Here is a 13,959-nt window from a genome sequence, read left to right as displayed (position 1 = left end):
ACGTCACATCATCCTCTGACCGCCGTGCCGGCGCCACTCGACGGTCCCGCTCACGGCAGGCGCAGCATCCCCTCTTGCGCCACCGAGGCCACCAGGCGTCGCTGCCGGTCGTACACGCGCGCCGTGGACAGCCCCCGCGCCCCGCCCGCGGTCGGGCTCTGCGCCACGTACAGGAACCACTCGTCGGCGCGCGCGGGCCGGTGCCACCACATGGCGTGGTCCAGGCTCGCCACGTTCAGCCCCGGCGTCGCCCACACCAGGCCGTGCCGGCGCAGCACCGGCTCCAGCACCGTGAAGTCCGACGCGTACGCCAGCGCCGCCCGGTGCACCACCTCGTCGTCCGGCAGGCGCCCGTCCAGGCGCATCCACACCGCCTGCCGGGCGGTGCGCTCCTCACCCGGGCGCAGGTAGATCGCCGGTTCCACGTGCCGCACGTCGGTGAGGCGGCCGCGCCCCAGCTGCCGGGCCGCCGGGTGGTCCACGGCGTCCAGCAGCTCCAGGTCGCTGGTCAGCTCCTCCGGCTCCGGCACGTCCGGCGCCGGGTCGGCGTGCTCCAGACCCTGCGCCGGGGACTGGAACGACGCGATGCCCGACAGGATCGCCACCCCGTTCTGCAGGGCCTGCACCCGCCGCGCCGAGAAGGAGCGCCCGTCGCGCAACCGCTCGACCGCGAAGTGCACCGGCACCTCCGGGTCGCCCGGGCGCAGGAAGTAGGCGTGCAGCGAGTGCACCGGCCGGTCCGCGGGCACGGTGCGCGAGGCCGCCACCGTCGCCTGGCCCAGCACCTGACCGCCGAACAGCCGCGGCCGCCAGCCCGGCAGGTTCGGTGCGGTGAACACGTCGGCGGCGTCGGGGACGGGGCTGACGTCCAGGACGGGCAGCAGGGGGCTGAGCTCGCTCACGCCCGGAGGCTACCCAGGACGGCACCGCGCCCGTGCCGGTGCGCGCCCGTGCCGGTGCGCGCCCGCGGCGCTAGCGTCGCGCCCGTGCTCGCCGCCCGCGCCGTCCGCAGTTCGCCCGACGACCCGCTGTCCGCGCTGGAGGTGGGCGATGCGCCCGCCGTCGAGCCGCCGCCGGGCTGGGTGCGGGTCGCGGTGCGCGCCGCCGCCCTGAACCGGCACGACCTGTGGAGCCTGCGCGGGGTGGGCCTGCCGCCCGAGCGGCTGCCGATGGTGCTCGGCTGCGACGCCGCCGGCACCACCGACGACGGCACCGAGGTCGTCGTGCACGCCGTCGTCTCCGACCCCGACTTCCGCGGCGACGAGACCCTGGACCCGCGCCGCACCCTGCTGTCCGAGCTGCACCCCGGAACCCTCGCCGAGCACGTGTGGGTCCCGGCGCGGAACCTGCTGCCCCGACCCGCCGGGTGGTCCTCCGAGCGCGCCGCGTCCCTGGGCACCGCGTGGCTGACCGCCTACCGGATGCTCTTCACCCAGGCGCGCGCCGTGCCCGGCCAGACCGTGCTCGTGCAGGGCGCCGCGGGCGGGGTGTCCAACGCCCTCATCGCCCTGGGCGCGGCGGCGGGGCTGCGGGTGTGGGTGACCGGCCGCTCGCCGGAACGGCTGGCGAAGGCCGCCTCCTGGGGGGCGGCGGCCACGTTCGCGGCGGGGGAGCGGCTGCCCGAACGCGTCGACGCCGTCTTCGAGACCGTCGGGAAGGCCACGTGGAAGCACTCCGTGCAGGCGCTGAAGCCCGGCGGCGCGATCGTCGTCTCCGGCGCCACCACCGGCGGGGACGCGCCGGCGATGCTGGAGAACGTGTTCTTCCGGCAGTTGCGCGTGCTGGGTTCCACGATGGGCACCCGCGAGGAGTTCGAGCGGCTGCTGCGGTTCTGCGAACTGGCCGACCTGGCGCCCGAGGTGGACTCGGTGCACGCGCTGACCGACGCCCACGAGGCGTTCGCACGCCTGGAGTCCGGCGAGGCCGTCGGCAAGGTCGTCGTCACCGTCTGATCCGGGTACCGGAGGGGCGGGAACGGTTCGGGACGGAGGAGGTGGCGTGGCGGACGGCGTGGCGGACGGGGCGGTGCAGGGCGTGAGCACCGCCGAGGTGCTGCGCGGGCTGGGCCGCGCGCTCGCCGGTGCGGTGCTCTTCGCCCTGCCGATCTTCATGACCATGGAGGTGTGGTCGCTGGCCGTCAGCATCAGCCGGGTGCGCCTGCTCCTGCTCGTGCTGGCCGGCGTCCTGCTGTCGATCGGGCTGGCGCACTACTTCGGCTTCGTGAACGAGGAGCGCATCGGTGCGCTCGACGCCGTCATCGACGCCGGCGTCGCGCTGCTGGCGGGCGTCGCGGCCGCCGTCGCCGTCCTCTGGCTCCTGGCGGTGGTCGAACCGTGGCGGGGCTGGCAGACCGCGGTGTCGGTGGTGGCGCTGGAAGCCGTCCCGGCGGCCATCGGGGCGTCCTTCGCCCGTTCGCAGCTCGGCGCGGAACGCCGTCGGGCCCGCAAGCAGCACGCGCAGTGGCGCGAGGGGTTCCTCATGACGGCCGGTGCCGTGGTGGTCGCGGCGAACATCGCGCCCACGGAGGAGGTGGTCCTCATCGCGGCCCAGATGAGGCCCCTGCACGGGGTCGCGCTGATCGTCTTCGAACTGGTCCTGATGCACGCCTTCGTCTACGGCCTGCGGTTCCGCGGCACCGGGACGCTGCAGGGCGGCACCTGGAAGGTGCTGGTGGCCTGGACGCTGGTCGCCCACCTCACCGCCCTGGCGGTGAGCGCGTACCTGCTGTGGACCTTCGGCCGCTTCGACGGCACCGCGCTGTCGCAGGCCGTGATGGAGACGGTGGTGCTGGCGCTGCCGGCCGGTGTCGGTGCGGCGGCCGCCAGGCTGGTCGTCTGACCGGGCGGCCGCTCGAGGGGCGTGGCCGTTGGTGAGGAGGAGGGGACCGTGGAACAGCAGGAGCAGCAGCCCGGTGGGGGTGGGCAGCCCGGGGCGCGCGGGCGGTTGAACCGCCTGGAGGCGGCCCTGGGCGCCCTCGGGGGGGCCCTGGTGCTGGCGTTGCTGGCCCACCTCGGCCACGAAGCGCTCACCCGGGGCTCCGCACCCCACCTGCGGGCGGAGGTGCAGGACGTGCGCCGGGCACCCGGTGGCTTCGTCGTGCAGGTCGACCTGGTCAACAGCGGCGGGCGCACCGCCCAGGACGTCCAGGTCACCGGGGAGGTCGTCTCCGGCGACCAGACGCTGGCGGAGGCCGCGGCGACGGTGACCTACGTGCCGGCGGAGAGCCGCCGCCGGGTGGTGCTCGTCCTCGCCACCGACCCGGCCGACGGTCAGCTGCAGGTCCGCGCCGACGGGTACACCGTCCCCTGACCGCGCGGCCGTCGCCGCGCCCGGCGCACCGGGCGAGCTCCCGCCGCGGGTGGCCGGAACACCCCTGGCGTGGCAGTCTCCCCGCAGGTGGAGCCCCGCCCGACCACCGCCGCCCCCGCCGACCGCGACCGCACCGCCGAGCGCTGGTTCCTCACCGCCGCCGAGCGCGGCAACGACGCCACCCGCCTGCCGGCGTGGAGCCGGGGAAACAGGGTGCGTCCCCTCGTCGACGGTGCGACGTACTTCCCGGCGCTGTCGGCCGCGCTGGCCGCCGCGGGCGAGGGGGACCTGGTGCTCTTCGCCGACTGGCAGGGCGACCCGGACCAGCGGCTCACCGAGCACGGACCCACGGTCGCCGAGGCCCTCACCGCCGCCGCGGAGCGCGGGGCCCTGGTGAAGGGGCTGGTGTGGCGCTCGCCGCGGGAGTGGCAGCGCTTGGCGCCCACGCGCCGCCGCCACCTCGCCCAGCGGGTGCGGGGAGGTGCGCAGGTCGTCCTGGACCAGCGGGTGCGCAGTGCCGGCAGCCACCACCAGAAGTTCTTCGTCGTCCGGTACGCCGGCCGGCCGGACGACGACGTCGCCTTCGTCGGCAGCCTGGACCCCGCCCACAGCCGCCGCGACGACGCCACCCACGCCGGGGACCCGCAGCCGCTCGCCTTCGGGAAGGCGTACGGCCCCAACCCCTCCTGGCACGACATCCACACCGAGGTCCGCGGCCCCGCCGTGGCGGACGTCGAGACCGTGTTCCGCGAGCGCTGGGAGGACCGCGCGCCGCTGTCCCTGCTGCCCTGGCAGGCGTCCGGCGACCTGGTGCGCCGCGCGGTGCGCCGGCTGCGGCAGCGCCCGGCACCGCTGCCCCCGCAGCAGCCGGCGCCCCCGCCGGTGCCGGGCGGGAGCGGCTCCTGCGCGGTGCAGCTGCTGCGGACCTACCCGCCGCGCCGGCCCCGCTACCCCTTCGCCCCCGAGGGGGAGTTCAGCATCGCCGCCGCCCACGCCAAGGCGCTGCGCCGGGCCCGCAGGCTGGTCTACGTGGAGGAGCAGTTCCTCTGGTCGCGGCAGGTCGTGCAGGTCTTCGCCGACGCGTTGAGCACCGCCCCGCAGCTCCAGCTGGTCGTCCTCGTGCCCCGTGAACCCAAGCGCGGCGGGATCGCGGCGCCGCCCCTGCTGCTGGGCCAGGTGGACGCCCTGCGGGTGCTGCGCGAGGCCGGCGGGGACCGCGTCCACGTCTTCGACGTGGAGAACCACCGGGGCGAGCCGGTCTACGTCCACTCCAAGGTCAGCGTCGTCGACGACGTGTGGGCCTGCGTGCGCAGCGACAACCTCAACCGCCGTTCCTGGACCCACGACTCCGAGCTGTCCGTGGCGGTCCTGGACGAGGTGCGCGACCAGCGCGAACCCGCCGATCCCGCCGGGCTGGGCGACGGGGCGCGACGCTTCGCCCGCGACCTGCGCCTGCAGCTGGTGCGCGAGCACCTCGACAGGACCGGCCCCCACGGCGACCACGGGCACGACGACCTGGTCGACCCCGACAGCGCCGTGGCCGCCCTGCACCGCAGCGCCGCCGCGCTCGACGCCTGGCACGCCGGCGGGCGGCGGGGACCGCGCCCGCCCGGGCGGCTGCGCGTCCACGCCGACCCGGTGCTCACCCGCCGGCAGCGGGTCCTCGCGGCGCTCCCGTACCGGCTCGTCCTGGACCCGGCCGCGCCCCGTCGGCGCTGACCCCTGGCCGGCGCGGGCCGCCCGCGGGCGCATGGCCCGGCCGTCGGTGGGTACCGCTCCACGTGCCGGTGCGCCCGCGCCGGCACGGACGACCAGAGGAGATGGTTGTGGACCACTCGCGTGCACCGGTGCTCGAGGCTCTGCAGGCCTTCAGGCGGCGGGGGGACGCCGTGTACGGCCCGCCCGGCCACAAGCAGGGGCGTGGTGCGGACCCGCGCGTGGTCGAGGTGGTCGGGGAGGGCGTCTTCGCCTCCGACGTGCTCACCCTGAACGGCCTGGACGACCGCCGCGAGTCCCAGGGGGTCGTCTCGCAGGCCGAGGACCTCATGGCCGACGCCGTGGGCGCGCAGAAGGCGTTCTTCTCCACCTGCGGCAGCTCCCTGTCGGTGAAGGCCGCGATGATCTCGGTGGCCGGTCCGGGGGAGAAGCTGCTGATCTCCCGCAACGCCCACAAGTCCGTCATCGCCGGCGTCATCGTCTCCGGCATCGAACCCGTGTGGGTGCACCCGCACTTCGACGACCACCTGCACCTGGCGCACCCGCCGGAGCCGGCCGACGTGCGCCGCGCCCTGGAGGAGAACCCGGACGCGAAGGGGATGCTGCTGATCTCCCCGACCGACTGGGGCACCTGCGCCGACATCGCCGGTGTGGCCGACGTGTGCCACGAGTTCGGCGTCCCGCTCATCGTGGACGAGGCGTGGGGCGCGCACCTGCCCTTCCACCCCGACCTGCCCGCGTGGGGCGTGGACGCCGGTGCCGACGTCGTCGTCACCAGCGTGCACAAGATGGGCGGGGCGATCGAGCAGAGCTCCGTGTTCCACCTCCAGGGCGACCTGGTGGACCCCGACGTGCTCAAGGAGCGCGAGGACCTGCTGGGCACCACCAGTTCCTCCGCGCTGGTGTACCTCACCCTCGACGGCTGGCGCCGGCAGATGGTGGAGCAGGGCCGCGAACTCCTCGGGACCGCCCTGCAGCGCGCCGAGCGGGTGCGCGCCGCCGTGGACGGCATCGACGGGCTGGAGCTCATGGGGCGGGAGGTGGTGCGCCCGCAGGGCGCCTTCGACCTCGACCCCCTGGCCCTGACGATCGACGTGCGGCCCCTGGGCATCAGCGGTTACCAGGCCGGGGACTGGCTGCGCGCCGCCTGCCACGTCGACGTGGGTTCCGCCGACGCCTGCCGCATCGGGGTGCGCCTCACCCACGGCGACGACGACGACACCGAGCAGCGCCTCGTGGACGCCCTGCAGCGCCTGTCCGCCGCCGCGCGGGGCGGGGAGATCGAGCAGCAGCCGGCCGCGGACCTGCCCACGCCCGCAGGGCTGCAGCTGCGCAACGCGATGACCCCGCGCGAGGCGTTCTTCGGGCGCGTGGAGCAGGTCCCGATCCAGGACGCCGTCGGTCGCGTCGTCGCCGAGATGGCCTCGCCCTACCCGCCCGGGGTGCCCGTCCTCGCGCCCGGTGAGGTCGTCTCCCAGGAGGTCGTGGACTACCTCACCAGCGGCGTCGCCGCCGGGATGCTCGTTCCCGACGCGGCCGACCCGTCGATGAAGACGCTGCGCGTGGTCGCGAGTTGAGCGCGCGGTGAACGCCGAGGAGGCCGAGGAGCTGCTGCGCGAGGTCGTCGGCTTCCTCGTCACCCTCGTCGAGGCGTGCGGGGCGATCGTCATCGCCGTCGGCGCCGTGTGGGCGTTCACCCGTTTCGTCCTCGTGGCGGTGCGCGGCGGCGGTTCCCGGCGGTTCGTGCCCGTGCGGCTGACGCTGGGCCGGTTCCTCGCGCTGGGCCTGGAGTTCCAGCTCGCCAGCGACGTGCTGCGCACCGCCGTGGCCCCCAGCTTCGAGGAACTCGGCAAGCTCGCCGTGGTGGCGGCCATCCGGACGGCCCTGAACCACTTCCTGTCCAAGGAGATCGCGGAGGAGCGGCGGCAGGTCGCCGAGGAGCGCGAGCACGCCGGGCACGGCGACCCGCCCGCAGGGCCGGCGGTTCCGGAGCGCGGGCGGTGAGCTGGCCGCCCGCGGAACTGCCCGCGCTGCTCTCCCTCGGGGTGGCCGCCGCAGCGCTGGTGGCGGCGGTCGCGGTCCTGCTGCGCACCCGGAACCCCGCGCTCGCCCTGGGCGTCGGGCTGGACCTGCTGCTGGCCGCCGGCCTGCTGCGCCTGAGCGCCGAGCAGACGTGGCGGCAGCTGGCCACCGCCGCCGCCGTGGTGGCGCTGCGCCACCTCATCGGCCGAGGTCTGCGGATAGGGGGCGCCGCCTGGCGCGGCCCCCGGCCGCCGGGCACCACGAGCGGCGACGCGAGGGCGGCGGGTGCCTGAGCCCCGCGGTCGGTACGGTTCCGGTGACGGGGGAGGTCACGTGGACGCCGCTGCGCTGGACGCGCTCATCGCCGAGCTCGCGGACGTGGGTGACCCGCTCGCCGACGCCCTCGTCGCCGAGCTCGCCACCCACCCGGGGAACCGTGCCTCGCTGGATCGCGGGCTGCGCGAGGGGCGCGAGTCGCTGGGGGACCTGTCCGGAGCGCCGGCCCTCGCCGCGTACCTGACCGAGCTGGAGACCCTCACCGCCGCCGCACCCGACGACCTGCTCGAGAGCGCGTCCCTGCCGCACTTCACCATCAGCCCCGCCGAGCACGTCCTCGACCTCGGGGCCGCGGCGCTGATCCACTCCTACGCCCCGCCGCGGACCGCCGCCGTCCTGGTCGGCACCGGTGAACTCACCTCCCGCGCGCTGGAACGGGTCACCGACACCGGGCGGTGGAACGCCGCGGCCCTGGTGCCCGGCTGGTTGTGGCGCGGCGAACCCGGCTACGTCGCCACCGCCCAGGTGCGGCTCGTGCACGCCCGGGTGCGCCGCGCCCTCCGCCGCGCGGGCGAACCGCTGGACGGGGGATCGGCTGGTGTACCGCTGCACCAGGTCGACCTGGCCCGCACCTGGCTCGACTTCACCCTCGTGACGATGAACGCCGACGCCGCCCTCGGCCTGGACCTCACCGCGGACGAGCAGGAGTCGCTGTACCGGTACTGGCGGCACCTGGGGCTGCTGCTCGGCGTCGACGGGCGCCTGCTGGCCGGGGCCGTCGACACCGCCGGCGCCCAGCTGCTCGCCGAGCGCATCGCCGCGGTGACCGGTCCGCCGAGCGAGGACTCCCGGCGCCTGACCCGTGCCGGGCTGGAGGCGCTCGCCGGTGCGCTGAGCGACCTGATGCCCGTGCCCGCGCGCCTGGCCGGGCCGATGGTGCGCGCCGCCTGCCGGGCGATGCTGGGGGACGACCTGGCCGACCAGCTGGGCGTGCCCCGCTCGGCCGCCGCCGCAGCGGCCCTGCGCCCCCTGGTCGCCCTGACCCGCGTGCGGCGGCGCCGGCTGCGGCGCGACGCGGCCGCCTGGGAACGCCTCGTGCGGGCCAACGTCGAGGCCACGCGCGCCTTCGCGCTCGACGGCGGGCCCGCCGGGTTCGCGCGCTGAGGCGGCCGGGGACGTCCCCGCCCCCCCCAGCGCGCGGTGTGGCGTCAGTCCAGCGCGAACCAGGCCGCGGTGTCGGTGGGCACCGACCCGTCCACCAGCTCCCCGCTGACCAGCAGCGGCCGCGCCCCCGCGGGCGGCGCGACCGGGTCGCCCGAGAGGTTCAGCACCACCAGCACGCCGCGGGTGCGGAACGCCAGCACGTCGCCGCCGGTCAGCTCCTCGTCCCAGGTGAGGGAACCGCGCCCCAGCGCGCGCTCGCGGCGCAGCGCCAGCGCGCTGCGGTACAGCTCCAGGGTGGAACCGGCCACCCCCGTCTGCGCCGCCACCGACAGCTGCGCCCACTGCGGCGGCTGCGGCAGCCACGACGCGTCGCCCGGCCCGAACCCGTACGACGGCTCCTCGCCCTCCCAGGGGATCGGCACCCGGCAGCCGTCGCGGCCGCGGTCCTCGCCGCCCGTGCGGGCGAACGACGGGTCCTGACGCACTTCCGCCGGCAGGGTCGTCACCTCCGGCAACCCGAGTTCCTCGCCCTGGTACACGTACGCCCCGCCGGGCAGCGCCAGCATGAACACCGTCGCCGCGCGCGCCCGGCGCAGGCCCAGCTCCGCGTCCGGCTGCGGGTCGTCCGGGCCGACGCCCGAGGTGGGTTCGCTGCCCGCCGGGTACCCCAGGCGGCTGGCGTGGCGGACCACGTCGTGGTTCGAGAGCACCCACGTCGCCGGTGCGCCGACGACCTCGTGCGCGGCCAGGGTGGCGTCGACGACGTCCTTGAGCTCTCCGGCCCGCCACGGCGCGCGCAGGTAGTCGAAGTTGAAGGCCTGGTGCATCTCGTCCCCGCGCACGTAGCGGGCCAGCCGCTCCGGCGGCGTCACCCACGCCTCCGCGACGAGGATGCGCTCGCCCTCGTAGGAGTCCAGCACGCGCCGCCACTCGCGGTAGATCTCGTGCACGCCCTCCTGGTCCCACATCGGCGGGCGCTCGCCGGACGCCGCGGAGCCGTTCAGCAGTTCCTGGTCGTGGTCCCACTCGGGCAGGCCCTCGGCCTTGACGAGCCCGTGCGCGACGTCCACCCGGAAACCGTCGACGCCGCGGTCCAGCCAGAAGCGCAGCACGTCCACGAACTCCTCGTGGACCTCCGGGTTCGACCAGTCCAGGTCCGGCTGGCTGGAGTCGAACAGGTGCAGGTACCACTGGCCCGCGGTGCCGTCCGGTTCCGTCGCGCGCGTCCACGCCGAGCCGCCGAACACCGAGCGCCACGAGTTCGGCGGCAGCTCGCCGTCCTCTCCCCGGCCGTCCCGGAACACGTAGCGGGCCCGCTCCGGTGAGCCCGGGGCCGCGGCCAGCGCCTGGCGGAACCAGGCGTGGTCGGCGGAGGTGTGGTTCGGCACCAGGTCCATGACCACGCGCAGGCCCAGCTCGTGGGCGCGCGAGGACAGCGCCTCGAAGTCGGCCAGGGTGCCGAAGACCGGCTCGATGCCGCGGTAGTCGGCCACGTCGTACCCGGCGTCCTTCTGCGGCGAGGGGTACACCGGGGACAGCCACACGGCGTCGGCGCCGAGGTCGGCCAGGTGCGGCAGGCGGGAGGTGATGCCCGGCAGGTCGCCCAGGCCGTCGCCGTCGGCGTCGGCGAACGAGCGCGGGTAGACCTGGTAGATGACGGCGTCGCGCCACCACGGCGCGGCGGGGGTGGTCTCGGTGTCGCTCACCGGGCCCATCCTGCCAACCCCCGGCCGCGGGTGCACCGCCGCCGCGTCCCCCCGGCGAGCCCGGTGCCCGGCGGGACGCGGCGGCGGTGGGTCAGAGGGCCTGTCCGGCGGACAGGCGGTAGCGCAGCAGGTCGAGGTGACCGGTGATCTCGGCCGGCAGGCGCGAGCCGAAGCGCGCGAAGTACTCCTCGAGGTGGTCGGCCTCGGCCAGCCAGGCCGCGGGGTCCAGGGCGAACAGCTCCGCGAGGTCCTGCTCGGGCAGGTCCAGCCCGTCGAGGTCGAGCTCCCCGTCGGCGGGCACGTTGCCCAGCGGCGTGAAGCGGGCGCCGGCGCTCCCCTCCAGGCGCCGGCAGATCCACTCGATGACGCGGGAGTTCTCCCCGAAACCCGGCCACAGGAACCGGCCGTCCTCCCCGCGGCGGAACCAGTTCACCGAGTACACCCGCGGCAGCCCCTCCGCGGGGAGCCGGTCGCGCATCGACAGCCAGTGCCCGAAGTAGTCGCCCATGTGGTAGCCGGCGAACGGCAGCATCGCGAACGGGTCGTGGCGCAGCTCGCCCGGGACGCCCTCCGCAGCGGCGGTGCGCTCGCTGGAGACGGTCGCCCCCATGAACACGCCCTGGCTCCAGTCCAGCGCCTCCGCCACGAGCGGGACGTTCCCGGCGCGCCGGCCGCCGAACAGGATCGCGTCGACCGGTACGCCCTCCGGGGAGTCGAACTCCTCGGCGAGCGAGGGGCACTGCCGCGCCGACACCGTGAACCTCGCGTTCGGGTGGGCGGCGGGACGCCCGCAGCCCGGCGTCCAGTCCCGGCCCTGCCAGTCCGTCAGGTGCGCGGGCGGCTCGTCGGTCATGCCCTCCCACCACACGTCGCCGTCGTCGGTGAGGGCCACGTTGGTGAAGATGACGTTCTCGCGCAGCATCTCCATCGCGGTGGGGTTCGTCGACCACCCGGTGCCGGGCGCCACGCCGAAGAACCCGGCCTCGGGGTTGACGGCGCGCAGGCGGCCGTCGGGGCCGGGGCGCATCCAGGCGATGTCGTCGCCGATCGTCTCCACCCGCCACCCCGGCACCGTGGGGCGCAGCATCGCCAGGTTCGTCTTGCCGCACGCGGACGGGAACGCCGCCGCCAGGTGGAAGACCCTGTTCTCCGGGCTGGTCACCTTCACCAGCAGCATGTGCTCGGCCAGCCAGCCCTCGTCCCGGGCCATCACCGAGGCGATGCGCAGCGCGAAGCACTTTTTGCCCAGCAGCGCGTTGCCGCCGTACCCGGAGCCGAAGGACCAGATCTCCCGGCTCTCGGGGAAGTGCGCGATGTACTTCAGGTCGTTGCACGGCCACGCGACGTCCGCCCGGGAGCGGCCGATGGCGTCCACGAGCGGGAACCCGACGCTGTGCACGGCGGGCACGAACGGGGTGCCGGGGGTCAGCGCGGCCAGCGCCTGCGCACCCGTCCGCGTCATGGAGCGCATGCTCACCACGACGTAGGGGGAGTCGGTGATCTGCACGCCCAGCTGGGAGATCGGCCCGCCGACCGGTCCCATGGAGAACGGCACCACGTACATCGTGCGGCCCCGCATGCACCCGGCGAACACCCCCGCGAGCTCCTCGCGCAGCGCCTCGGGCTCGCGCCAGTTGTTCGTGGGCCCGGCGTCCTCGCGCCGCCGGGAGGCGATGATCGTGCGGGACTCCACCCGGGCCACGTCGCCGGGGGCGGAACGGGCCAGGAAGCCGCCGGGGCGCTTGGCGGGGTCCAGCGGGATCAGCGTGCCGGTCCGCACCATCAGGGCGGTCAGCCGGTCGAACTCCGCCTGGGAGCCGTCGCACCAGACGACCTCGTCGGGCTGGGTGAGGCGGGCGGTGTCGCGCACCCAGCTCAGCAGCGCCTGGTGGTCGGTGGGGGTGCCCGTCAGGCGGAGCGGGTCGAGGTCGGTGGAGCCGCCGGCGCCGGTGGTGCGAGCGGGGCCCCCGGGGGCGGGGACGGTGGCAGCGGGAACCCGGGTGGGGATCGGGTCGACGGTCACGGCGGGGGTCATCTCGGTCGTCACGGCGGCGGCTCCTCGCGATCGGCGGTGGTGCGGTGGCGTGCCTGCTGACTTCACGATGGAGCCTCGTGCGAGGGCGCCACAAGCAAGAAGTCTTGTGAAGATCTGCCGTTCTTCACCTATGGTGAATCCGTGCCCCCCTTGCGCGTCGCGGCGCTGGAGCCGCTGTCCGAGCAGAACGGTTCCGAGGCCCCCGGTCGCCGGGGCCTGGACGCCCTGTCCGTGGGTCGTCGCATCCGCCACCACCGCCAGGCCCGCGGTCTGACGCTCGCCCAGCTCGGCGAGGTCGTCGGGACCGCGCAGAGCCTGCTGTCGCAGGTGGAGAACGGCAAGCGCGAACCGCGCCTGTCGCTCATCAGCGCCGTCGCCGACGCGCTCGGCGTCCCCGCCACCGACCTGCTGGACCCCGCGCCGCCGCCGACCCGCCGGGCCGCCCTGGAGATCGAGCTGGAGCAGGCCCAGCGCAGCCCGCTGTTCCGCTCCCTGGGGCTGCCGCGGGTGTCCTCCAGCCGCAAGCTGCCGCTGGACGCGCTGGAGGCCCTCGTCGCGCTGCACGCGGAACTGGCCCGCCGCCACGACGCCTCCAACGCCACCCCGGAGGAGGCGCGCCGGGCGAACACCGAGATCCGGCTGCTCCTGCGCGCCGTCGACAACCACCTGCCGGAGATCGAGGAGGTGGCCGAGGACCTGGTGCGCGCCGCGGGGTACACCGTCGGTGCGCTCACGCACCGGCAGGTCGCCCGCATGGCCCACGACCTGGGTTTCGCCATCATCCACGTCGACGACCTGCCGCACTCCACCCGCACCGTCACCGACCTGGCCAACGGGCGCATCTACCTGCCGCCGGCCTCCATCCCCGGCGGGCACGGGCTGCGCTCGCTCGCGCTGCAGGCCATCGCCCACCGCGTCCTGGGCCACGAGCGCCCCGCCAGCTACACGGAGTTCCTGCGCCAGCGACTGGAGATCAACTACTTCGCCGCCTGCTGCCTGCTGCCGCGCAGCGCCGCCGTGGAGTTCCTCTCCGCCGCCAAGGCGGACAAGGACCTGGCGGTGGAGGACTTCCGCGACGCCTTCGGCGTGACCCACGAGGCCGCCGCCCACCGCCTGACGAACCTGCTGACCTCCCACCTGGGCATCCCGGTGCACTTCCTGCGCGTCGGCGACGACGGCGCCCTGTACCGGGGGTACGAGAACGACGGGGTGCCCTTCCCGCAGGACGCCTCCGGCGCCGTCGAGGGGCAGACCGTGTGCCGTCAGTGGACCGCCCGCACCGTGTTCGAGGTGCGCAACCGCACCACCGAGAACTACCAGTACACCGACACCCCCGCCGGCACGTTCTGGTGCTCCAGCCAGACCGGGTCCACGGAGGGAGGTGGTTTCTCCATCACGGTCGGCGTGCCGTACGCGCACGCCAAGTGGTTCCGCGGCAGGGACACCCGCGTGCGCCGGCGCAGCAGCTGCCCGGACGCCGCCTGCTGCCGCCGCCCGGACGTCGAGCTGGAGCGCCGCTGGGCGGACGCCGCCTGGCCCAGCGCGCGCCTGCACGCGCAGACCCTGGCCCCGCTGCCCTCCGGGCGGTTCCCCGGCGTGGACGACGTCGAGGTGTACGAGTTCCTCGCCTCCCACGCCCCCCGCCCCGACGCCACCTGATCCCCCGGACTGACCCCGCACGAACCCCCGCCGTGATCTTGCACGGGTGAAGGCTCAACCGTGCAAGATCAC

Annotated in this window: 12 protein-coding genes; 9 read left to right on the top strand and 3 right to left on the bottom strand. The window is 75.5% G+C overall.

Annotation, left to right across the window (positions count from 1 at the left end):
- Positions 1 to 50: 50 nt before the first annotated feature.
- Positions 51 to 902 (bottom strand): acyl-CoA thioesterase, encoded by an 852-nt coding sequence (locus tag ACRYR9_RS04185; RefSeq protein WP_432492913.1) that lies wholly within the window; start codon positions 900 to 902, stop codon positions 51 to 53.
- 84 nt (positions 903 to 986) lie between these two features.
- Here ACRYR9_RS04185 and ACRYR9_RS04180 point away from each other — a divergent pair, with 84 nt between their 5' ends.
- The 8 genes from ACRYR9_RS04180 (at position 987) to ACRYR9_RS04145 (ending at position 8,487) form a co-directional block, all read left to right on the top strand.
- Positions 987 to 1,952: a zinc-binding dehydrogenase gene (locus ACRYR9_RS04180; protein ID WP_432492915.1), complete on the top strand. Its 966-nt coding sequence runs from the start codon at positions 987 to 989 to the stop codon at positions 1,950 to 1,952.
- Positions 1,953 to 1,998: 46 nt separating this feature from the next.
- The gene (locus ACRYR9_RS04175) at positions 1,999 to 2,838 is read left to right on the top strand and encodes a TIGR02587 family membrane protein (RefSeq protein WP_432492917.1); all 840 of its coding nucleotides are present in this window, start codon (positions 1,999 to 2,001) and stop codon (positions 2,836 to 2,838) included.
- 48 nt (positions 2,839 to 2,886) lie between these two features.
- Entirely contained in the window at positions 2,887 to 3,309 is a 423-nt protein-coding gene (locus tag ACRYR9_RS04170) for a hypothetical protein (RefSeq protein ID WP_432492919.1), read from the top strand.
- Positions 3,310 to 3,378: 69 nt separating this feature from the next.
- Positions 3,379 to 5,028 (top strand): phospholipase D family protein, encoded by a 1,650-nt coding sequence (locus tag ACRYR9_RS04165; RefSeq protein ID WP_432492921.1) that lies wholly within the window; start codon positions 3,379 to 3,381, stop codon positions 5,026 to 5,028.
- A 107-nt stretch (positions 5,029 to 5,135) separates the two neighbouring features.
- Positions 5,136 to 6,602, top strand: coding sequence for an aminotransferase class I/II-fold pyridoxal phosphate-dependent enzyme (locus tag ACRYR9_RS04160; protein ID WP_432492923.1), 1,467 nt, complete (start codon positions 5,136 to 5,138; stop codon positions 6,600 to 6,602).
- A 7-nt stretch (positions 6,603 to 6,609) separates the two neighbouring features.
- Positions 6,610 to 7,029 carry a DUF1622 domain-containing protein gene (locus tag ACRYR9_RS04155; RefSeq protein WP_432492925.1) on the top strand — a complete coding sequence of 140 codons (420 nt, stop codon included), beginning with the start codon at positions 6,610 to 6,612 and terminating at the stop codon, positions 7,027 to 7,029.
- Entirely contained in the window at positions 7,026 to 7,340 is a 315-nt protein-coding gene (locus ACRYR9_RS04150; protein ID WP_432492927.1) for a hypothetical protein, read from the top strand. Before ACRYR9_RS04155 ends, ACRYR9_RS04150 begins: the two co-directional genes overlap by 4 nt.
- A gap of 40 nt (positions 7,341 to 7,380) precedes the next feature.
- A complete protein-coding gene (locus ACRYR9_RS04145) occupies positions 7,381 to 8,487 on the top strand; it encodes an oxygenase MpaB family protein (RefSeq protein ID WP_432509296.1) in 1,107 nt (368 codons plus the stop codon).
- 44 nt (positions 8,488 to 8,531) lie between these two features.
- Here ACRYR9_RS04145 and ACRYR9_RS04140 read toward each other — a convergent pair whose 3' ends face one another.
- Entirely contained in the window at positions 8,532 to 10,202 is a 1,671-nt protein-coding gene (locus ACRYR9_RS04140; protein WP_432496460.1) for a glycoside hydrolase family 13 protein, read from the bottom strand.
- Between the two features lie 82 nt (positions 10,203 to 10,284).
- Complete coding sequence (locus ACRYR9_RS04135) at positions 10,285 to 12,228, bottom strand: phosphoenolpyruvate carboxykinase (GTP) (protein WP_432496472.1); 1,944 nt, start codon at positions 12,226 to 12,228, stop codon at positions 10,285 to 10,287.
- 174 nt (positions 12,229 to 12,402) lie between these two features.
- Here ACRYR9_RS04135 and ACRYR9_RS04130 point away from each other — a divergent pair, with 174 nt between their 5' ends.
- Positions 12,403 to 13,887 (top strand): helix-turn-helix domain-containing protein, encoded by a 1,485-nt coding sequence (locus tag ACRYR9_RS04130; protein ID WP_432496469.1) that lies wholly within the window; start codon positions 12,403 to 12,405, stop codon positions 13,885 to 13,887.
- Positions 13,888 to 13,959 lie beyond the last annotated feature (72 nt).

It is taken from the genome of Kineococcus auxinigenes (assembly GCF_050871525.1).
GTDB lineage: Bacteria > Actinomycetota > Actinomycetes > Actinomycetales > Kineococcaceae > Kineococcus.
The sequence above is the reverse complement of the archived record's forward strand: the minus strand, read 5'-3'. Positions and strand labels throughout refer to the sequence as shown.